Raw genomic sequence first — 23,309 nt, 5'->3', positions numbered from 1 at the left:
CGCACACCGAGGCGGCGGGCGGCCGCCAGAATCCGCTCGACCGTCTCCGGTTCGGCCTCCGGATGCCCAGCGAGAACTCGTTTCACAGTTATCGTGCTGACTCCCGCTTCCCGGGCGACATCGGCCTGGGTGGCCCGCCGGAGCGGTCCGCCACTCAGATACCGCTCCACGACCTCCGGCGAGATCGTCGAGGCCATGCGCCGTGCGATGCGGTGCAGCATGCGCCGTACTCGCTTCGGCCTCCAGCCGAGCGCCGTGGCGATTTCGGGCACTGTTCGACCCTGCCGGAAATATGACTCGAAAACTGTCTGCTCGGCGTCCATTACCAGCGCCGTGGACGGTTCCAGCAGATCTCGGTCGTGAGTCCAGACCGCCTCGACCAGCAGCAGCATCTCCTCATCGGTGAGTCCGATGGGATGCGGTTCCGAGCGCCGTGGAGCGGGAGAGTCGACGTGGGACAACGCCGTCGACACGATGCGAACCGCGTTGTGCAGCCGCTTGTGGACGAGGTCCTTCTTGCGCCCCGTGGCCGCCGCGATGTCGGCCACCGTCTGCCCCATGAACCAGCGGACGAAGTATTCCCGCGGTCCGGGGCGAAGGCGTCGAACTACCTTGCCGAGCAGTTCGGGCCGCTCGACCTGGGCTGTTCGAATCACGGCCACATCCGTGGCCAGGCGTTCGTCATCCATCGCAAGCGCTTCGCCGCCTTCGGCGAGCACCGAGGTGAGGCCTTCGCTGTCGGCCGCGAGCGCGGCCAATGCCCTGACCAGCGGGCCGTGCTGCGGCATCTCCGCCGCGAACTTCCGGCCCAGCTCGGCGCGTGCGCGAGCGATCAGTTCCTTCACTTCACCCCGCGCAGACCCCAAGTGGTCAGCTACTTCCTCCGGGGAATAGCCTTCGACCGCGGTGAGCCAGAGCACCGTGCGAACTTCTTCGGACATCGATTCGAACGCCCGACCGATAGGGGTCTCCTCGGAGATCTCCGGTGCTCGATCGCCGCCCAGCTGGATTCTATCGAGTTTTGCCATATCGTCGGTGGGGATCTGCCTGCTGGCGCGAGCGCTGGCGGCAAACGCCCGGTGACGAACGGCCGTACGCAGGTAGGCGCCGAAGCTGAGGCCTGGACCGTCACCCCGGCGGATCATCACGAGTAGGTCGGCGAAGCAGTCGGCCACGACGTCCTCTGCGTCGGACCGGTCGCCGAGAATCTCCATGGCGACACCGAAACCCCATCCGTAGTACCGCTCGTACAGCTCGTGGTACGCGCCGGGGTCGCCCGCGCGAACTGCGGCGATCCGCTCTTGATCCCAGGCACGTTCCCGGCGCCACCGCTCGGGGATGTTCGCGTCGTCCCGGGCCTCGCGCGTTTTCGGCTGCGCGGGAGCGGGCTGCTCGGACTCGGTGTCATCGCCGAGGTCGATCGCGACCGGGTCGATGCCCCCAGGACGGCGCGCTGACTTGTCGGCTTGCGGTGTCTCATCGGAGGTTTCGGCCGGCACCGCGGGATTGCGCGAGGCGGCTGCGGCGGTGCTGTCGGCGTGGCGGGCGCGGATTGCTGCTTCCAGCTCGTTGCGCCCCTCGATGCCGAATTTGGCGTAGATCGATTTGACGTACTTCTTCACCGCCCACGGCGTTACTTCGAGCTCCGTCGCGACTTCTTTGTAGTCCTTGCCTTGCACAAGTCGGGTGAACACCCGGAACTCTTGTCGGGTCGCCCCGATTCGGGCGAGTTCGAGCGTCCCGGCCACGTTCTGGTAGGCGATGCGTACGTTATGAGGTATTTCTTGCTCGACGATGTGTCCCATCGCCGCTGCCCCGATGAGTCCTCGCACCTCGTTCACGATGGCGGACACGAGTTCCCGTCCAGTCATGTCCGGCGGGCCGTAGCGGAGCGAAAACGTCGCGTGGGCTTTCGGGTCGAGGCGCAGGTGGTCCCAGATTTCCGTCAGATCCGACGTCGTCTGTTCGGTGTCGATTCCCAGGTCCCGAAGCTCCCGGATCCATTCGTCGAACGCATTGGTGCGGGCGGTGGGCGGCAATGCCTGCAAACCCGACCGAGCGTGGGACACGACCTCTTCCCGAGTGCTGCCCTCGTTCCGCGCGGCCTCGGCGAGGGACGCTCTGTCCTTCCAGGGTGTCGAGCCGTCTGTTCGAGGATCCGATGCGGGCGGATCCGGCCGAGCAGTGGATGGGGATTCGGATGGCTGCCACGGTGTCCGGGCCGGCTGCCGTTCTGTATCACTCGGCACCGCCACCGCCGCAGTCTTGACCTCCGGCCGACCGGAGAGGTAGCGGGCCGGCTCCGCCTCCTGGACTCGACGCAGCAGAGGACCGGGCCGTGAAACGCTCATATCGAGCGCCGCGGTTTCCGGCGGTGTCTCGCTCTGCGCGGGCCGAGCCCACGGGGTGGCGCCGGGCGTCGCGGTGCCCTGCGCTGACTGCTCCGCCGGTGTGTCACGTTCGTCGGGGTCGCCGAGATCGATCGCGACGGTGTCCGGTCTGCGGGGTGCGCTCGGCGCGGTGTCTTCGCTCGCCGATTCGTCGAAGGCTCCCAGCCGCACGGCTTTCATCAGTATCTGAGTTCGCTTCGTCTCGCCGAGTACGACGCCGATCCGGGCTCGGCGGCGCTTGACGGTGAGTGTGGCCACGCCCAGCACCTCGGCGATGGCCTGATCCGTGAGGCCGTCGGCCATCAACTGGAGGAGTTGTCGTTGCTCGCGGGACAGTTGGACGGTACCGGCCGGTGGTCGATCCCTGTCGTGGATGAATCCCTGCCGCTTGGCCTCCAAGACCGTTCGGATGGGGCCGGCGGTACCGAACTTCTTGGCCGCACTCCTCTGGTAGTTCGTGACCGCCTTCGTGTCGACATCCAGCCGTCGCCCGATCTCCGCGTGGGTCAAACCCTGGTAGATCAGGTTGAGCACCTCGAGTTCCCTGCTGGTGAGCCAGGGTGAGGACGTCGTCGCGGTGGGACTGCTGGGTCGGTCGATCCGAGGTGCGCTGCTCGCGGCCCGAACCGGTAGCTGGGCAGAGAAGTTCGCGGCGGCCGCCACCGCTGTGGCCAATTGGCGCGCTGCGACCCAGAGCGCATCACGATCGGATTCGGTGCCGTCGGGCGCGGTAGGTGGTGTGCCCGGACGCGTGGGCCAGAAGGCGCGAATCAAACGGTCACGCCGGTGCCTCGGCAACCCTTCCAGAATACGCCGCACATCCGTGGTCCGGGCTTCGGCGAGCAGCCGGACCAGCGGATCGTTTCGCTCGAGTTGTGCGCATTCGGAAACGAACTCTCGGATGCTGTGCCAGGGGTCCGCGATACGGCGATGGTTCCAGATAATCTCTCGCACAATGTTATTCAGCCACAAATCGATATTTCGATTATCGAGCTGCCCAAGGCGCGCGATCACGGTCGCGCATACCTCGTCGGCGATGTGGTGCGCTGCCTGCTGGCCGAAATTATCTGCAAGGCGCGGGATCTCGAGAGCGAACCGTTGCCGGAGCAGGGCGGTCGCGAGCTCCGGTCGTCCGGTCGCGACGTGCTGCTCGAGGACCTGCCGCAGCCGCAGTGCGCTGTCCCACGGGGTGCCGACTCTGCCGTTGGTGCTCGCCTCGTTCGTCGTGCCGTGCTGTGGGCCCGGCTGTGCCCCGGTTCGATCCGGCGAGTTCCGCGGCGGGGTGGTTTCGGCTTGTCGTGACCCGACCGGCGTGGGATCGGCTTCGTCCGGATCGAGGTCGATCGCGACGGGGTCGGCGCCGCGATCGGCCGGGGTCGCGGGCACGTCCTGGTCCGTCGTCGTATCCGCGGGGGTGTCGATGTTCGCGGCCGACAGGAAGCCCGCTGCGGCGGTCACGTCGTCGGCTGTGCCCGCTTCGATGCCTGCCCGTACCAGTGCGCGGGTGACGGCGCCGAGATCGCCCGGGGCCTCGGCGAGCGACCGCAGGACGATGGCCGCGACGGGCTCGGGGTCGTCGGGGCTGATCGGTTCCCACACACCGTCCGTCAGCGCCAGGACGACACCGTCGCCGCGTATGTCTCGGGTCTTCTCGCGCGGTTTCAGCCCGTCCAGAGACCGGCCCAGGTTGTGGGTGAGACCCGGGCCGCCGATCGGCGAATGTTCGGCTTCTTCACGAGTGGTGTCCTCGAAGACGTCCAGCACATCCTGGACCTTCGAGTCGTCCCTGGTCAGCTGTATCGGCGGGCCGCCGTCCAGCGGAATCCAGTACGCGCGGCTGTCGCCCACCCAGTCGACGGTGAGCCGTCCCGACTCCATCAGCGCGACCACGATCGTGGTGGCGGGCGGGTTGTCCGCGGGAGACTCCGGGGGCAAGGCGAGTACCGCCTCCTGGGCGGCGGCCACGGCACCCTCGACTACGGCCACCGGATCGATCCGGCCGTCGCGGTCGGCTCGCCGCAGCGCCGCCACCACGAAGTCGTGGGCGGCGGCCCTGGCGGCCGCGGAGGCGCGGTGACCGCCCTTCGGCCGGGACAGACCGTCGTTCACGATCAGTGCGGTGGCCTCTTCGCCACCCATGGTGACTCGGATCAGGGCGAAGGCGTCCTCGTTGTGCGCGTGCCGGCCCCGATCGCTCGCTGCCGCAACCGAACCCAGATCCTCCACCGTCAGGTTCTGTTCGACAAAGCGCCGCGGTGCGGTTTCATCGGAGCCGCGGGGTTCATCGACATGGCGTCCCCGTGGGTGTTCCGATCCGGGCTGCGCTGCGCGGTCCTCGGGGGTTCGATCGGGTGACGCCGACTCACCGGAACCGAGCTCGGTGAGATCGTGCTGCCGGGGCTGGGTCTGTGCGATGAAGTCGGGTTGTCCGTCCGCGCCGGGCCAGACGACGGGTGCGCCGGGTTGCGCCGCCGGGGGAGTGGCCGTCGCGCGATGCTGCGGTTGGCCCAGCATCTCCGCGATATTGCGGACCGCGCGGTCGGCCATGCCGTAGTTCTCGGCGGCTTGCGCGCGTCGTCGTTCTCGATCGGTCGCACCGGCCAGGGCAGTGGCCGTGGTGTCGCGAATCGCGGTCGCCGCCAACAGCTCTGAGACCGCGCGGAAGTGGTCGAGTAGGAACGAGAGGCGCTCGCGGCCTATCCGTGTCGTATCCCATTGCTCCGCGAAGGACAGCAGCTCCTCCAGCCACTGCGACATATCTCGCAGCGCGTCATAGCGCCGCGTGGCCGCGGCGAGCTGTCGGCGGTCGGTGGTGATCTCCGCATCGACCGCTGCCCCCGCGGCCACCATCTCCACGAAGATTGTTTCGGCCACCTGGCGCAGCCGTTCGGTCTCTCCCTGCCGGAGGTGGTCGGCGGGCCGGGTCACGATCGGCGTGTCCGTTCGGGGGCGGGTCTGTGCCCAGACCTCCGCGACGGCGGCGAGCGCCGATCCGAGCCGGATCTCCGCGGCGTCCTGCCGGGCCCGCAGGACGGCCGGCGTCCCTTCCCGCAGCCCCTGCTCGTAGGCGGCGTTCGCCTCGGCGGCTTCGTCCGCGCCGGCCAGCCATGCCGACATTTGGTGCGCGAACTGCTCCAGCAACCGCAGCCGATCCGCCGGGATCTGCGCATTCGGCCGGTGCCGCGCGGCCATCAGTTCATCGATCAGAGCGGGTGCGCGATTCAGCACGGGATCGTTCGAAGTCTCCGCTGTGCCTGCTAGTCTCGCGGCGACCGCGGCACGCAGGGTCCGCAGCTGTCCGGTGTCACGGGATTCCGCGTTTTCGCGCTGCCGGTCTGCGAATGCGTTTTCGTCGGGGTCGAGGTCGATAGCGACGGGGCCGGGTCCGTGGGAGGTGGATGGCTCGGCGCCTTCCGGCTGATCCGTCCGGCGAGCGGTATTGGCTTTGTGTTCCCGGTATTCGCCGCGGACGCGTTCGGCGTCGTCGAGGAGACCGGACTTCTCGCGATACTCCTCGACCAGCGGGAGTGCGCGAGCCTGGCGGGGGTTCAGCTTGCCTTCTCGCTCGAGTTGCAGCAGCGCCCCCAGTAATCTGTCCACCGCTGCTGCGCTGGACAGATCCGCGCGCCCGTTGCTGAGCTCGAGCAGTTGCCGCCGCAGTGCGTCGACTTCCTGCCGCAACGTCTTCAGTTTTCCCTGATCCGTGACCAGTTCCCGGGTTGTGGGCAGCGGGTCGGGTTCGTGCGGGTCGGTCGGTGCCCGGTGGGTAGAAGCCGTCGATTCGGGCATTTCCGGTTCGTCGGGTTCGAGGGCGAGTGCGACAGGGTCGATTCGGTTGCCGGGCGTGGGCAGGCGCTGGCCGTCGGTGTCGGTGGGTGGGGTCGACCGGTTCTGCGTCCCATCGTTCGGGTGGGTTGGATCGGCGTCCGAGCTGGTGGTCGAAGGGTCCTGGCCGAGTCCCGTCCGGTCGCCGGCGCTGAGGTCGATGCCGACCGATTCGGGGGCGCCCGGATCGGATGCGGGTGTGTTCGGTGGTTGATCGGTGGTGGTGTCGGGTGCCGTAGATGGCGGCATCGGCACTTCGAACCAGATGGTCTTGCCGCCGGCGCGTTCCAGGGTCACGCCCCAGGCGGAGGCCATTGCTTCGAGCATGCCGAGGAAGAAACCGTGGGTGTCGGCGACGATCCCGGTTTCGGCCCATTCGGCGGCTTGGTCGTCGGTGAAGGCGGCGGCGCTGACGGTGCCCTGGGTGGTTGCCTCTTGTCGTGCGGGTAGGCCACGGCTGGTATCGGTGATCCCGGCGCGAATTGTGTCTCCGTCGAGCCGGATTCGTACCCGGGCGTCGCCTTGGTCGGCGTAGCGGTAGACGTTTTGGACGAGGTCGGATACGAGGACGGTCAGGTCGTAGGGATCAGGGTGGCCGGCCTGTCGCAAGCGCTGTCGCACTGCTCGCCGCGCGAGGCCCGGCCCCTGTTGCAAGGAGTCGCGCGGTATGGGCAGGTCGAGGATGAGTTCGTGGGGTGGTTGCGAGGGGTCGCTGGTGTCGGCGGTTTCGAAAAGTTTGAACCAGACCTGTTTTCCGCTGTTACGTGGGAGCACCCATCCCCAGGTTTCGGTGTGCGTGTCGAGGAGGTCGACGGCGCGCCACCCGGGGCGGTCGCCGCTCTCGCGCGCCGGCAGGGTGCGGCTGTTGTCGCTGACGTGGATATCGATCCACCGTTGACCTGGTTGTCCGTGGATGGCAGCGGAGATTTCGGGTGTCCCGCCGCCGTCGGCGCGGGCTTGCGACGCGAGTTCCCAGGCGATGGCGGCGGCCCGGTCGGTGTGTTCGGCGATGGGCCAGTCGGCCAGCGCCCGGTGCAGCGGTTCGACGGCCGCGGCGACGTCCTCGAGATTCAGGCGTCGGGTGGCGGTGTCGACGAGGTGACGGAGTTCGGCGGGGGCGTCCGGGCGGCGCGTGAGTGCGCGGAGGTGGTGCAGCGGGTCACTGCTGATGCGGTCGGTCCATCCGGTTCCCGGCTGGGGCAAGCCGAGGATGTGAGCGAGTTCGTGGTCGAATCGTTCTGCCCGGTTTTGCCATTCGGCGCGCTGCTCGGGGGTGGTTGTGTCGCGGGCGAGCTCCTGAGCCTCGGCTTCATGGGCGAGGCGGTCGACCACCCAGCCGGGAAGACGGGTGAGGTCGGCTCGGGTGGCGGCGTCGCGGCGCTCGGCATCGGTCATGGAGCGCAGTTCGACATCGATCTGGTCGAGGACCTGCTTGACCGCGCCGGGCAGGCTGTTTCGCAGGGCCGCGGCGACATCCGCGGGGGTATGCGTTGCGGCCGCCGTGGGGGTTTCGCGTGAGGGCAACGTGTCCGCGGTGTCGGCATTCTCCGCATCGCTGTCCGGTAGCGGCTCCGATATCTGCGATTCGTTCGGGATCCAGTAGCCGAGCGCGGAAGCCGCAGTGAGTACACGACGCGCTCGCTCGGTGTGCGCCGGGATGCTGCCCCGGAGCACACGGTTGACCGTCGACTGGTCGAGGCCGGACAGCTGCGCGACCTGGGCGCGGGTTGGCTGCTCCACGAATGTTCCGGGTACGAACTCGCCGTCTTCGAGTGTCGGCGGGGTGAACCGTTCCGCAATGAAGTCCGGATCGATGGCGATGCGCAGATGCGCCGGGATCTCGTAGCCGAGCCAGTGCGCGGCGACCAGAACGCGCTGTTCCAGTTCGGAGTGGGCCGGCTCCGTGCGATTCATCGCCTTGCCGACCGCGGTGGGATGTACATCCGCCAACTTGGCCACGTCCACGGCGGAGGGTGTTCGCTCCAGCTCCCAAATGCCCAGTGCAAGTAAAGCTTCGGCCAGTTCAGTGATTCGGTCCAGGTCCGGGGCGTTCGCGGCGGTGAGCTGGCGGAGCCTGGCTCGCACGTACGCGTGATCTATCGCCCGGGGCTGGGTACCGAGCAGCTCGGCCAGTTCGGTGCGCAGTGCGTGCAGATGGGCGAATTCGATTTCCTGCGCCCGCGGGTACCAGAACCCGAGCTGATCGGCAGCGGCGAGTACCCGCCGCCCGACGTCCGAGTCGGCCGCGATGGTTCCCCTGAAGACCGCACTGACCGTCTTGTTGTCGACGCCGGCCGCGCGCCCGACCCTGGCCGGTGAAGGTTGTGCGGCAAAGCTTCCGGGTAGGAAGCGACCCTTGATGAAGCGCGGCGGAGTAAACCGCTCGCGGGCAAACGCGGGATCAATGACCTTGTCGTAGCCGGGCGATATCGGATACCCGAGCCACTGTGCCGCGATCAGGACGCGCTGCTCTTCTTCGGTGCGCGCGGGCTTGCCGCGCTGTGCGTAGGTGTCGAGCACATGCCCGATCGACCGCTGGTCGACGTCGGCGAGCCGCTGCACGTCCGCTTTCGTCGGCTTCCGATCAGCATCGCGCTCATCGAGCTCGAGGAAGATTCCGGCCACTTCGACCACATGACGGAGTTCCGGCGTGCCGGTCGCGTCGGCCACCATTCGCAGCACGGCCAACGGATCGTCGATCGGCGGCGCGTAGGTTGACCCCCAACCGGCGGTCGAAAGAATCTCGGCCAGCTCCTGATTCAGCTCGGGATCCGGGACGCTCGGATCCAACGCCATTCGTCGTGCAACCCATGACAGTACGTCCCGCATCCGTCCCTGTACGGCAATTCGGCGCCAGCCGTCCGGGCCCAGAGCCCGCAATTGGCGCTGCACAAGCTCGAGACCCCGCCGGACCGACCCCTGCTGGACCCGGGCCGGGCTGATTCCCCAGGCGGCGGCCAATTCCGCACGCAACGTCGTGACCTGCTGGATATCGAGGCGTCGACCGGAGTGGGTTTCCTCGGCGTCACCGCTGGCAGGCGTGGCCGAAGGAGAGCGGGTGCCGGTTATTCCGGTGCCGGGCAGCTCCGGCATCCGGAACACATGGCGTTCGGTTCGGTTGTCGATATCCCAGAGTTCGACCAATTGGTCGATGTCGCGGCCTCCGAAGAAGTTCTCGAGGGCGGCGGCGAGCGTCGCAATGTCCGGAGAGTCACTGATTTCTGCGGTGCGATACAACTCGGCAAGCTGCTCGGTGGCGTCGTCGGGCAACGGACGCAAATCCGGAACTCCGAGTAACTGTGCGAGCTCGGAGTCGCGCTGTTCTCCTCTGCGGAACAGTCGATTTCGCTCTGTTGTAGACAGCATCCCGCCGTCGATTGCCCGCGCTGTCGACGATTGGATTTCCCGGTCCAGCCGAATGCGATTCGCGATCCACGGTCCGAGCCCGGTGGCCAGCCCACCGCGGACTGCCTCGGCAACTTCCTCCGAACTCATGGTTTGCAGCTGTGCCTGCACGGTGCTCACCGCTTGGCGTACCAGCCCGTGGCGCAGCAGATTCGGAGCGATGCCGAGCAGGTCGGCCAGGATAGCGCGTGCCCTTTGGGATTCGACCCATGCTCGGTTGCCGGCGAACGGATTCGCCTGAGGACGAATCAGATTTACACCGAGCTTCTCGGCCAGGCGACCACGGGTCGACGTCGATGGCAGCCGCATCGTGCCCGCCTCGCGGCGAAGGTCGGCCACGAGACGGGGTGCTGCGCTCCGCAATACCCAAGCATCGTCTCGACTCGTGCCGTGTCCCAAAGCCTCGCTGATCTCCTCGAGGCGCACAGCCCCGAAGTACACGAGTTCACAGTATGTCCGTGACTCGGTGGGTAACCGTTCGATCGCGCGCAGCAACGCCGCCAGATCACCCTTCATCGCCGCGGCCACATCGCTCGGTACGCGTGCCTCGACTGCCCGCAGCAGTTCGGTATATCGGCGGGATCCGGGTATCGGAAGCTCGTCGGCGCCCACCCGGAGTATCGGTCCCCGGGACAGCCACCCGATCAACGTCCGCGGTACGTGGCCACGCAACGATCCCCGGACGCGGCCCGTGACCCGCCATATCTCGCCAGGTGCCAATCCCTGCAGGTAGTCGAGTTCAGCGTATTGCCGTTGAATGTCGGGAAGCGCGGCGATAGCTTCCAGCAGTGCCGGAAGTTCACCGTTTACTGCTTCCCTCAGTTCAGCGGGCAGGCGGGCCTCCACCGCCGCCTGCAGGTCGTCATACTCCGGTGATCCGGGCGGTGGCAGCGTGTCGGTACCGACTTCGAACACCGCTCCGCGGGCCACAACTTTCGCCAGTATCGGAGGGATGCTTTCGAGCAGGTTCTTGAACGTGTTGACTCCGATGCCCAGCTCCCGCACCATCCGAGACCGCGGCGCCCCATGCAGGTAGTACGACTCGGCGAACCGCCGCTGCCATTCCTCCGGAAGTTGGGCTATTGCGCGCAGTAGCGCTGCGAGGTCGCCGTCCACCGCATCCCGCAACACCGCTGGCATGCGTCGCTCGACCGCGTGCCTGAGCTCGGCGTAGCGCGGTGAGTCCGCCGGCGGCAAGCCGTCCAGCCCGAGCCAGTCATATTCCAATCCGTCCGTGAGCTCATCGACGGACAGCGGTTCGGCTTCCTCGACGCTGCCGGAACGCGATGTGAGCGACACAAGAAACTCGCGCCGATCCGAGACCCCCACTTTGTGATAGATCCGCTCGGCGTGGGTTTGAACCGCTGTCTCGGATATTCGCAGCCGTTCAGCGATTTCTGTATTGCTCATGCCCTCGGCGAGCATGGTGAAGACTGCTCGCTGGCGTTCGGTGAGCGGAAGTTGTCCGGGATCGATCAGTGTGTCCGCGAGCTCATCGATATCGACATCCTCGATGCTGTCGAACCGTGTTGTGAGCGTCGCCAGCAACTCGCTCCGGCTCGATACCCCGCGTTTGCGGCAGATCCGTTCGATGTGATTCTTGACCGATGCCTCGGATATTTGCAGGTCTTCGGCAATCTCCGCGACGCTCCTGCCTTCGGCGAGCAAGGTGAGGACTGCTCGCTGGCGTTCGGTCAGCGGGAGCTCTCCGGGGGCGACCGTCATTGCCGCGTCTGGCAGGCCGACCGGCGCTGCCGCGGGACTCGGCGTCTGCGAGTCGGCCGATTCCGAGTCGCGTGTGTCGGGCTCGTCGGGGTCGAGGTCGATCGCGACGGGATCATTGCGGTTGCCGGAGGTCGTTGCGCGCTGTTCTGCGTCGCCGCTCGTCGTCGCGGCCGGCCGCGGTGTTTCCATGGCACGCGGAGGTTCTTCGTCTGTATTGCCCTCGGCGTGTGGCATGCTGACCTGCTGCTGGTCGGCACCTGCTCCGGCGAATCCGTGCTGTTGTGCCGCCTGCACGGTGGGACGCAGGCCGTCGGTATGCAGCTTGATTTCCGCGCGCGCAATGTACCCGTTCACCGTGTTGCGGGACAACCCCAGCCTGGCCGCGATCTGTCCGGAAGTCAGGCCATCGGCCAGTAGCGCGAGTACTTCCCTTTCCCTGCCGGTGAGTGCGGTGGGGTGCCGCTCCGCGAGGGCGGAACGGAACGCCCGGACGAGGTCCGCGGGGACCGTGCCCGCGATGGGGGTATACGGCAAGTCCGCCGCCACCAGTCGCAGAGTCTGGACCTGCTGAGGTGACAGACCGGTCTGCTTCGGGGACGACGGCACGGCGCCGTCGGGCGAACCGCTCGATCGCGCGTCCGTGGGCATACGGACGGGCCCCTCGAATCCCACCCGCTCGGCCAGTCGGACGAGCAGCCGGTTCGACTGGTCCGGCGTCATCCCGAGCAGGGCGGCGAGAGAATCTTCGGCGATGCCGTCGGCGACCAGGCGCAGAACGTGGAATTCGCCCTCCGACAGTGTGATCCCGTCGACCGTCCCCATCGGGCCGTCCGGGTGATACCAGAACCCGATCTCGTCGGCCGCACTGCGCACCAGCCGCAGGTCATCGGGCGTGCCCGAGCCTTTCACCACATCACGGACCGTGGCTTTGGCCGTGCCCGCTGCTTCGGTCAACGTCTCCCGAGATGGCTGCGGCTTGATCCGCGCGGGAACGAACTCGTCACCGACCCAACGCGCCGGACGAACGCGACGCGTCACGAAGTTCGGATCGGTGAGAGCCGCGATGTCCGCGCGGTCCGGCGGTACACCCAACAGGTGAGCCGCAGCCAGGACGCGTTGCGTAGTTTCGCCGTGCCACGGCTTCTTCGCGCCGAACCGTCCGTTGAACACTTCGCTGACGTACGGTGCGCCCACACCCGCCAGCCGGGCGATATCGGCTCGCGTGGCTTTCTGCACGGCTTCGATCCCGCGCAGGGATAGGTAGCGCTCCGCCAGACGGCGCGTCTGTGGCGCGACGTTCTCGTCGGCGGCCAGTGCTTCGGCGTGCGCGCGGGTCAGTTCGTCGTCGGCGACGCCCACCTGCTGAGCCAGCTGGTTGCGCAGCGTGTGGATCTGGACCGTGTCCAGCGGGACGGCGGACAGCGGTTCGGGAGTGGCACACAGGAAGGTCTCACTCGCGGCGACAAGGTGTTCCAGCTCCGGCGAGTCCGTCAGGCTCGTGATCCAGTACAGCTCGGCCAGCGCCTCGCCCACGGTCATCGGCTGGGGCGGGCTCAGGTCCCGCAACCTCAGCAGTGCCCGCAAGTCTTGGTCGAGGACCCGGCGCCGGTTGTCGAAACCGTTCTGGTCCAACGGATCAGCCTCAGGATCGGCCGCATCCCGAGGACCGGATTCTTCGCCGTCGCGCCGCTCCAGCTCGGCGAGCGCGCCCTCGTGAGTGGCCGCTTCCTGATTCGCATGCAGTTCGAGCTGGGACCGGATCCATTGCGTCAGCGCCTGACCGTCGATGCCGGTCACGGCGGTGGGCATGGCGTGTGTCTGTTCCGCGACGAGGGCGAGGGCCAGGCGTACGGCTCCCCGCGTCACCGCACCGGGTGGCAGCCCGAGGTGCTCGGCCAGCGCGGTCCGGGCCGGGTCCGAGGCCGCTTCGGCGGGCTCGGCCGATCGTGCCTCGCCGGATGCGTCGATGTCGGCGGGGATGGGCGAGGTCTCGTGAGCGCCGGATGCCGACTCGTCTCGGTCGTTGTCGTTATCCGTCGTCGTTGCCCGCCGCAGCGCGTCCGTGACGCGCGCCTGCAACTCCGGGTCCGGGGCATCCTCGGGATCGCCGACGGCGATACCGCTGTGCAGCGCCCAGGCGACCAGCCCAGCGGTGTCGTCGATACCGAGTTTCATGCGTAGGCCGCGCCGGATGTGCTTCACCGACGGCTCCGGGATGCCCAGCTCTGCCGAAATAGCCGGGTTGGTGAACCGCCGGGCCACCAGGCGCAGGACACTGGTTTCCTGCGGTGTCAGACTGACGTCGGCCGTTGGTTCGGGTATCGGTTCCGGGTGGTCGGCCGACCATGCCCGCTGCGCCGCCATCAGGAGCACGGCCCGGTCAGGGGTTCCGAGCTTCACCGCGATGCTGTCGAGTTCGTTGATCACGGTGGCGTGCGATCCGCCCAGCGTGCGAGCGATCGCTTTGAGTGACAAGCCTTGTGCGGCCAGCCGCAGCACATCGGGTTCACGCCCGGTCAGTTCGGCCGGGTGGGTGGCGATCCGAGATCGGAAGGCGCGCACCGTGGCCCAGGACACCGTTGTCGGAGCACCGCTCACGCCTGGCAGCGACTCGGCGAGTGTCTCGAGTCGCTCGAGCTGCGATGACGGTTCCTGCCGCGGCGGCGACACCCGAATCGTGCCGCGCGTGCCGATCTTGTCGGCCAGCTGTGTCAGTACGGCATCCAACCCACTGTTCGGCAAGCCGAGCGCTGTCGCGAGGGTCTCGTGTGACACGCCCTTGGTGACCAGGTGCAGGAGCAGCGCCTCGGATTCGGTCAGCTCGACAGTCCGTGCCGTCGCGGCCGACGACTCCAGGCTGCGCGCCAGGGCCGCCAGTTCCTCGTGATCCGAGGTGCCCAGCTTGGCCTGTAGCTGGATCCGATAGCCCCGCGCCGTCGATGCCGTAACTCCCAGCCGGTCACCTATCGCCTGATCCGTGAGACCGGCCGCGACCAGGTCGAGAACCTCGCTTTCGCGGGGAGACAGATCGGCGTGCTTCCGCGTTGCCGCGGACTGGGGATCGCCAGGCTGGAACGCCCCCTGCCGCTGTGCCGCCAGCAGGCCGGGCAGCCTGCCCTCGACACCCAACCGGCCGGGGAGCGCGGCCATGAACGTCCGCACTCGATACCGCGTGGTCGCCAGCTCGGTAGCGATTTCGCGATTGTCCAGGCCGTTCGCCGCCAGCTGGAGGATGGCGATATCGTCCGGAGAGAATTCGACGTCGATGTGCGGGCCGGATGGTTCGTCCAGCCATCCCTCCCGATCTGCCGCGAGGACCGCGGGAATCACACTCGGGCAGCGGAGTTTGGCACACGCGTGCCGGGCGTAACTCTGGACGGTTTTGTGCGAGATCCCCATCCGAGAGCCGATTTCGGGGTACGACAGTCCGCGCGCACTCAGGCGCAACACCTCGAGCTCCCGGGGGGTCAGCCCGCCTCTGCCGGGGATCGGAGCGTCGGATTCGGTCCGATCCGATTCCGGAACCACCGCGGGAGATTCCCCGGATGATGCCCGGACGCGAGCGACCGCCGAGGCGAATCTGTGAATCGGAGCCCACAGCAGAGGGTCCATGTCCTCGCCGGGAGCCGGTAGCACCGCTGCGGCCGTCCGGTCCGACTGGCCCGGCCAGAACTGGCGGAGTACCCGGTGCTGGTTCGGGTCGAGCCCGGCCTCGCGGAGAGCGCGTCGCAGTTCCTCGGGGTCGGCATCGGCCAGGGCGCGGGCTACCGCATCGCTCCGTTCGATCGACGGGCCTGCGAGGTAGATCGCCAAGATCTGCCGCCGGAAGCTGTCGAAAGCAGCACGCCTCGACGCCTGGACCGAGCGAGGCGAGTCCGTGACGGGTGGCGTCGGGTCCGGCTGCGCATCGTCGGGATCACCGAGGTGGATCGGGGACGGGGCAGCCGCCCGCGCGCGGGACTCATCGAGCTGCTGCCAGAACTCCGGTGGGAACGCCGACCTGTCGTCAGGTGGTCCGGGCACCGCACCTGATGAATCGTTCTGGGCTGCTCGCGGTTCGGACGTCTGTGCGATGCGATCCGGGGTCGATGCGACCGTGGCGCGATGCTCGTCCTGAAGCCGGGCCAACTCGTCGAGCACGAAACCGGTGTCGGGGTTCAAGTATGCGATTTGCTGTTCCGCGTAGTCGGCGCGGGCGGCGGAGGACATAGCGCGCCATCTCGCGGCCAGGGATGCCGACGGGCCGTTCGAGGCGATGCTCGTGCCGAACTCGGACGCAGCCGGGACCGGACCGCGATAGTCCGCCTGCACCAGGGCATCGCGCTGTTCGGCTTCCCGCAACACCTGAAAATACGGAATGTCTCGAAGCAGGGCTTGCAGCACGTAGGCGGGATGTGTGCGATCGGCCGGTGCTGTCCTGCCGAACGCATTGTTCGCCTCGGCCAGTGCTTCTGCCGGATTGAATACCGCGAGGTCACCCATTTTGGGCTCGTAGGTGCCCATTTTCGTCCCCTGCGACTCTTCGTCCGCAAGTTTTCGGTTGTATTCCTCTGCCTCCTTCAGCTTCTTTCGGCTGCTGCTGTACGAATCGAGCTGCCCCAGCCAGTCGTCGAAATCGAGGTCCGGTGGCAGCATGCCCGCCTTTTTGAACTCGGCGAAATGCGTGTACAGGAACCCGAATGCTCGTGCCTCTTTGGAGTCTTGGTAGTCCTTCCCCCGGACGGCTCCGTCTCGTAGATGGGCAATCGGCTTTTCGTCGTACAGCCCCTTCCGCGCCGCTCGATCCTGCAGATGGCCCATCTCGTGACTGACGGCGTCGTACGCGGGATCGCCGGTCGGGGCCATCAGGTGGCCTGCCCGCACCGCCTTCCGCATGGCGTTCCGGAATCTCTCCGGGTCACCGAAGAGGTTCTCGTTCAGGACCATAAAGGTCGGGGCGTCCTTTTCGATACCTTCGGGAGTCCAGATACAGGCACCGGTATTGCCGACCATGGGGGCGACCAGTACGACGTCGAGCTTGATCTCCTGCCCTGCCGCGAAACCGTCGACTATGGCATTCCTGATCGACAGAGCCGTGTCGACGGAGATCCCCGGCTTGTCCAGTCCGAGCACCTCGATGCCGAACGTCTCGAACAACTGCCGGGCGATGGCCTGCTTGGTTTTCCGATCGGCCTCGCCCGTCTTCGCGGAGTTCGCGCGGTCGCGGTTCTCGGCCGAGGGCTTCCGTTGCCGGGCCGTCGAATCGACCGTCCCTCTTGCGATCTCCTGCGCGACCCACCCGAACAGGGCGGCCTGAGCGTCGGTGAGATCGTCGCCGCGGGATCTGGGATCGAGCGCTTCGTTGACGAGTCGGCGTACGGCGGGATTCAGGTGGTTGAGGTTGTCGAGCCACGTGTCTCGCGCTCGGCCGAGCAGCCAGTCGCCGATGTCGACGCCAGGGGGGACCTGCCAGCCACCGGCTTCGGCGTCGCCGAGCGTGGCCCGGGCGACGGCGTGCGCCAAGAGCTGGATCCGCGTGGGTGGAGTGCCGTGCTCCGCATCCCCGCTGAGTACGGCACACATGGCCTGGGCGGTGGCGGGGCCGAAATGGCGGTCCAAGGCCTGCGCGGCGGACCGGTCGCCCTGCTGCGCCCGCTGCAGTATCTCGGTGCGGTCGCCGGTGGACAGCTGGTCTGACGGGACGGTGGTACCCGCAGCGGCCACGAGGACGGGCTGCGCGGTCGGCACCTGCGCGACCAACTGGGCGACGGCTGCGGTGTGCGCGACTTCGAGCCGGTGTCCTTGCTGCAGCGTCGTCCCGGCGTCGGTGACGAGTTGGCGCTGCGCCGGATCGAGTTGATTCAGGCTGGTGTGCAACAGATTTCGCGCGGTCTCGCGCACGTGGTCGGCGGCGTCGGCGCCGATGGGGATCCCTTGCGACTCGACCTGATCGAATGCCGCGTCGCGGACGGCCTGCGCCACCGGCAGCAATGGTGCGGCCGCCTGCCCGCCGGGTGCGTCCAGCACCTCCAGGAGATGGCGGAGGGTGCTGTCGCCGTGCTCGTCACGCAAGTCGGGTGCGGCCGGTGGGTTACCGGAAGCCAGGTTGGACGTTGCCCCGGCGGCGAGGCCGGCGGCGGTCGGGACGTGGGTGGCGGCAGGGGCGTGCGGGGTCGCATGTGGACCGGTCGCATGCGGAGCCTCGGTCCCCGCGGATCGGGGAGGGGGTCGCTGGGGTTGCTGGGTCGCGGTGCCATGTGCGTCCGTGGGTGGGGCGTTGGCTTGGTTGGCGCTCGCGTACTTGGAGGCGAGCTGATTCTGCTCGACGGCGTCCTTCATCGCCGGAACGGCATGCTTCCACAGGTCGGACTCGGAGTTCCGCAGCGCCGTTTCGGCCTTGTCGAGTTCGCTGCGGGTGGCCTCGGTGCCGAGGGCTTCGTGCTGTTCTTGGGCGGCCCGATGGGCCTTGACGGCTTCCGTGTACTGGACGATCTGCTGCGTGACGCCGTGGTCGGTGACCCGGCCCAGAAAGTCCTCGGGGGAGACGTAGTGCACCGCCGAACCCGGGGTGCCACCGTGCTCCCGGTCGTCGCCGGATCCGCCACGGGCGCCACGACCATCGACCTGGTCGTTCACCCGCTCGGAGTACGACGGCCCGCCGCTGACCTTGACGTCGACGCCGCCGAGCTGGATCACCTCCTGCGACGGTGTGGGGTCGGCGCCGCGGCCTCCGTCCTTGTTGGTGATATAGATGGTGCCCTTGTCCCCGAATTCCTCGATCTTCTGCCTGACCAGGGCCTCGGCGGCGGCATTGCTACCGCCGTGCTCGCCGTAGAATTCCGCGTCGACCACCTCGAACTTCAGCTCGAATCCCTCGCCGTGTTCTTCCTTCGCCGCTGCGCGGAGCAGGTCGATCAGTCCGATCCGCCCGGCATCCGGGTCGCCCCGGATTTCGCCGTTGTCCATGCACACGACCCACTGCGCGCGGCCGGTCTGCTCCCCGTCGACCACATGCGCATCCCGCACGATGTCACGGGCCAGCTGCGTGAGTTTCGCAAGCGTGTTCTCGTAGAATTTCGGCGGCTCCACGACCCGTTGCGATGTATAGAAGGTCGGAAGCTCCGGCACCGGCCCCACGCCGTACAGGTCGTAGGTGATGCCCTCGACGCCCTTCATGGTCCCTGACAGACCGGACGGCTCGAACAGCAATTTGCTGCCGATCAACTGCTGATCCGACATGCGCAGCGAATGTTCCTGATTCGCCCGGACCGGCAGCCCTTCCTTGAGGTCGACGAACTGACCGACGTCCTGCCAGCGCACCTCGGTCGACTTCGTCCTGTCCCACATCGCCTTGTCGTTGGTTTCGTGAGCGAGGATGCCGATCTTCGCGCCCTCGCCGTCGTCCGCCCTGGTGATGTAGTGCGTGCCCTTCTCCAGCCCCCAGCGGGCGTTGGCGGCATCGGCGTAGAGCTTCAGCTCCGAGACGGTGACCGGTCCACCCGCCACCTTCTCCAGCTTGGCGACCGCCGCCAGGGTTGTTTCCGCGGCCCACATTCCCCGGGTGTTCTCCGGCCGCTTGAAATCCGCTGCCGTCAAACCGTGTTCGCGCTCCGCGGTCGTCAGCCGATCCCAGATCCCCTGCAGTTCGGCGACCACCTCGGGTGTGGCCTCCTCCGCTGCCCCGGGGGAAAGTACGCATTCGGAATTGCCGTCGAAGATGGTGTCGAATTCGTCGACGGTGAGCTTGCCCGCGGGGAACGGGTCGTACCGGAGGTCCAGGCCGTGGTCGGATGCCGCGGTATCCAGCCTTTCCTTGATCAGATCGATCGACGGTTTCGTGTTGAGGAACTCCCGCAGTGCCGTCACCTCCTGGTGTGACATGCCACTGGTCGCGAGCTCGTTCATCATCGAATCCGCGACCTTCAACGCGCGGAACAGGTAGTCCTCCTTCGTGCCCACCACGATCCGGCTACGGCCGGGTACCGGATCCGGCAGCGGACCGTCCTGATCCATCCGGACCACATCGATCCCGGTATCCGACTCCGGCCGCAACACGAATGCCTGCAACTCACCGGCCAGCTCACCGGCGAGCAGATCACTACTGGTCCACGCATGAGCGGTGCCGTGATCGATGGCGTCGGACACCTTCTTCATCACCATGACGATGGTCTTGCCCTCACCGGTCTTCATATCGACCGGACCGTGCTCGAGCAGCAGGAACGCCGCGGCCTGCGTCTCCCGCACCAGCCGATGCCGGTCGTCGCCACGGCGAATCCATTCCGTCATCGCGGCGACGCGCTCCTCCCTCGACCCCCGCACCATCGTGTCGGCCAACGACTCCGGTGATGCGTTCGCCAACGGGCTCGTACCGTCGGCCGTGCTGCCCGGCTCCCGCAACTCCCCGATCGCGCGCCCGGCATCCAGGGCCGTGCGTACCCGCTCCTGGGCAACCACCTCGAACACGGCGTCGCGATCGGTGAGCACCCCGGCCTCGTAGTCGTTCATCAGCGAAACGCCCGCGTTGTCCGAGATTTCGACCAGGTCACGGGCACTGGCCTGGGCTGCGGCGTCATGCTGGGCCACCGCCGCCTCGTACGCGTCGCGGCACTCGGCCAACGTCGCCCGAGCCTGCCGGAGCTGTTCCTGAGCGGCATGCGCGGCCTCGACGGCCACCCGATCCTCCGCCGTGCCCCGCCCGAACAGATCGCGCATCTTGTCGCCGAAGCCGACGCGGGTGGCCCGCTCATGCTCCTGGGCCACCCGCACGGCCTTCTCCTGCCGCTGCAGCTCGGCATGGGCGGCCCGTTCGCGCTCGGCCGCCGCTTCGACACGCTGCCGGTGGTGTTCGCGCACCAGCTCGTTCTGCTGCCGTTCGGCGGCAATACGCTGCTCTACTTCGGCTCTCGCCCTCGCACGCGCGTCGGCGGCGGGGTCTTCATCGCGAGCGGTGGGCGGCGCATCCGAATCATCCCGTGCGCGAACGTGTTCTGACTCGGGTGACGGCGCGTCCGCGTCGTCGGAGTGATCAGATTTCGTCTTCGCCTGCTGCTCACTCGCACCATCGTCGCCCGCACGACCGCCGGGGGCATCGTCTCCGCTGGTATCGGACTCACCGAGCTTCGGTTGCGATGGTCCCGCCTCGTCGACTACATCGGGATGCCCCTTGGCCTGTTGCCCATTCGCGCTGTCCTCGGCCGAGCGTGCGTGTTCCGGTGCATTCGCCTCATCCGGATGCGTGGCTCGCGCGGTTTCGTCGTCTGTGGCGCCGTCAGCCGTGCGACCGTGCTCCGACTCCGGCTCGGCGGCCGCGGGCGGTGTGTTCCGGTTGTCCTTGTCGGTGGTGTGGGCGGTCGCCGACCCGGAGGGGGCATGGCCGTCCTCGGCCTGCCCGCGCGCTCCTTCGACCGGTTCGACGGCCGGAGGGCGCTCCGCGGCGGCATTCTTCGGGGCCGACACACGTGGCGGCCGATTGCCTCCGGCAGCAGCGGGCGAACCACCGGCAGCGGGTGTGCCGGGCTGGACGCCTGCGGCCGGTCGCGCCGGGCCGCCCGACGGCTGCACGGTCTGCCGCTGCTGCCCGGCCGCGTCCGCGAACCTGTCCCCGCCGGGGGAGCGCGGGGCGGAATCACCGCGTTGTGGAGCGGGTGACGGGTCGGTGGTGATCGTCATGCTCGGGGACACGTCGTGGTCCGATGACAGGCCGTCGGCCGATTCCTTGTGCGCCGCCGCCGGTACCAACTCGGGCACGGCCGGTTCGAGATCGGTGGCGCCGTCAGGAACCCGTTGTGCCCCCTCACTCTCGGTCGCCGACACGGTCGGGCTCAGTTGCGGCGATGCGTCGTGCGGGTCGGCTGTGACGGGGCGCGGACCGGCTTCCTCGTCCGCTGCGACACCTCGTTGCCGAACCGAGGACGACGGCCCGGCCGCTGGATCGGCGCCGCGTGCATCCGCGACGGCGCGGCCGCGCCCGGCCTGCCCCTCGCTCGCCGTGTCCCGGCCGCCGGGGTGCGGTCGGGCCGTGGCGGCGGCGTTGTCCGGCACCGCCACGTGCTCCGGCGTGGAGTGCGGCGCCGACGAGGGGTTTGCGGAGCCGACCCGGTTGCCGTGAGCCGACCCGGGCGCGGCGTCGGCCGGTCGAGCGCTGCCTTCGCCGGTATCCGTGGGGTGTGGCCGCACCGAGTGGCCGGGCGCGGCGTCGGCCGGTCGAGCGCTGCCTTCGCCGGTATCCGCGAGGCGTGGCCGCACCGACTGGTCGGGCACGGCTACAGGGTGATCACGCTCGGTGATCTGCCGTGCTGTGCCCGCATTCTCGGCGGTGCTGTTATCCGAGTCGTGCGGTGCTGGACGCAGTTCCCCGTCGACAGGAGCCTCAGCGGCGCCGACGGCCTCGGCTTCCGGTCGTGCGGCAGGACCGTTCCTCGACCCGGGCGCCTCCGCCGATGTGGGATCCGTCCCGATGCTCGGCACGCCGACCGGGTTGACGGTGGACGCGATGGCGGCAGCGGGGTAGGTGACGGCCTTGACGGGATTGATGTTGTCGATCAGGGCGCCGGGCATGCCTGCGGGCGGTTCCCAGTCCATGCTGTTGTTCGGTACGGAGAAGGGTTGCTCCGGGCGCGGCTTGTACTCTTTCGGCGGCGACACATCGGGTGGTGGATTGCCTCCGTCAGCCTTCGGCGTTGTCCCTGCGGGGGCCGCGGGGGCCGGATCCACTGGTGTGGCAACGGCGGCGGAGGGGGGCTTGGCGGACTTGACCGGGTTGAGGTTGTCGATCGACACATTCGGCAGATTCGCGGGCTGCCAGTCGGCGTTGTTCACTGGGAGCGTGGGACGGACCGGGGCGTCCGCGGTGGCCCCCGCTTGGTGCAGCAGCGCCAGAAGATTGTCGATCTGCTGTTGCTGATGGGTGTGGGAGGGGTTGTTCGGATCGAAGTCAGTGGTGACGATGCCATGCGAGCGCAGTGCGTCGACGAGCGCACCAGGCGACGCTTCGGGCGTGGTGACATCCGGTGCGGCAGCGGGGGCGGCAGTCGTGTCGGGAAGTGGTGCCCGGCCGCGCATCCCCTGTGCCGCGAAGGCCGCCGCACCGATGAATCCGCTACCCATACCGGGGATCAGGCCCTCGGTGAAGGCCTTGCGGCTGAACGGCTGGTCCGACAGCACAAGCGAGACGGCGGTGCCGCCGAGAGCGCCGACGGCTCCGGCTCCGGCTCCGACCATGGTGGTGCCGGCGAGCTGCAGGGCCACCCGTCCCGCGGTGCTGTTGGCGTTCGCGCCGATGGTGGCGACCTTCGGGCCTGCCCAGAGTCCGAACAGCATGCCGAAAAGGCCACCGACAGCACCGGCGGCCGTTGCCACGCCGACCGACTTCCAATCCATCTGTTCGCGGTCGCCCTTGGCAACCTGAATCGCCTGGGCGCCGGCTTGGGTGCCGCCGCCCAGCGCTACCCCGATCGCGACGCCGTTGCGCAGCAGCACCATCGAGCCGCGTTCCGCGGCCAGTTCCGCACCGCGTCCGGAAAGGAATGCCACGAATCTCATCCACGCGCGCTGCGCCGCGGTTCGGGTCGCCATCTGTGCTATCGCGGCCTGGATCGGACCACCGGCCGCGAACATCAGTGCGCACCGGGCCAGCTGGATGGCCAGGATAACGGCCATGCTGATGATGACCATCTTCTGCAACTCGGTGGCGTTGGCGCTCTCGTAGAGCTGCCGGGCGAGGCTGTCACAATCGGCCGCCAGCTGCCGGAAGCGCTCGGCCGTGCGCTGGTGCTTGTCGGCGATCGCGGCGACGGTTTCGCCGTGTGAGCCCTCGGGCGGTTTTGCCTTGGCTTCGTGATATTCAGCCTGCTCACGACACCATTCGGCCTTATCCGACCAGGCATCGGCGGCGCGTCGTTCCGCGTCCTCGTCGCCCAGCGGGAAGTGCCCGGCGACACACATCACTACGGTCGGGGGCAGCCAGTCCGGCAAACGCAGCGTCAT

At 68.0% G+C, this 23,309-nt stretch carries 1 protein-coding gene (only partly in view); it reads right to left on the bottom strand.

The features are described from left to right. On the bottom strand, positions 1 to 23,309 hold the 5' portion of the coding sequence (locus tag ABZ420_RS26700) for a sigma-70 family RNA polymerase sigma factor (protein ID WP_357128046.1). Its footprint begins 7,486 nt before the window's first position; 23,309 of the gene's 30,795 nt are visible here — the first part of the coding sequence; it begins with the start codon at positions 23,307 to 23,309; the stop codon falls past the left edge of the window.

It is taken from the genome of Nocardia sp. NPDC005745, from assembly GCF_040630775.1.
Lineage (GTDB): Bacteria > Actinomycetota > Actinomycetes > Mycobacteriales > Mycobacteriaceae > Nocardia.
The sequence above is the reverse complement of the archived record's forward strand: the minus strand, read 5'-3'. Positions and strand labels throughout refer to the sequence as shown.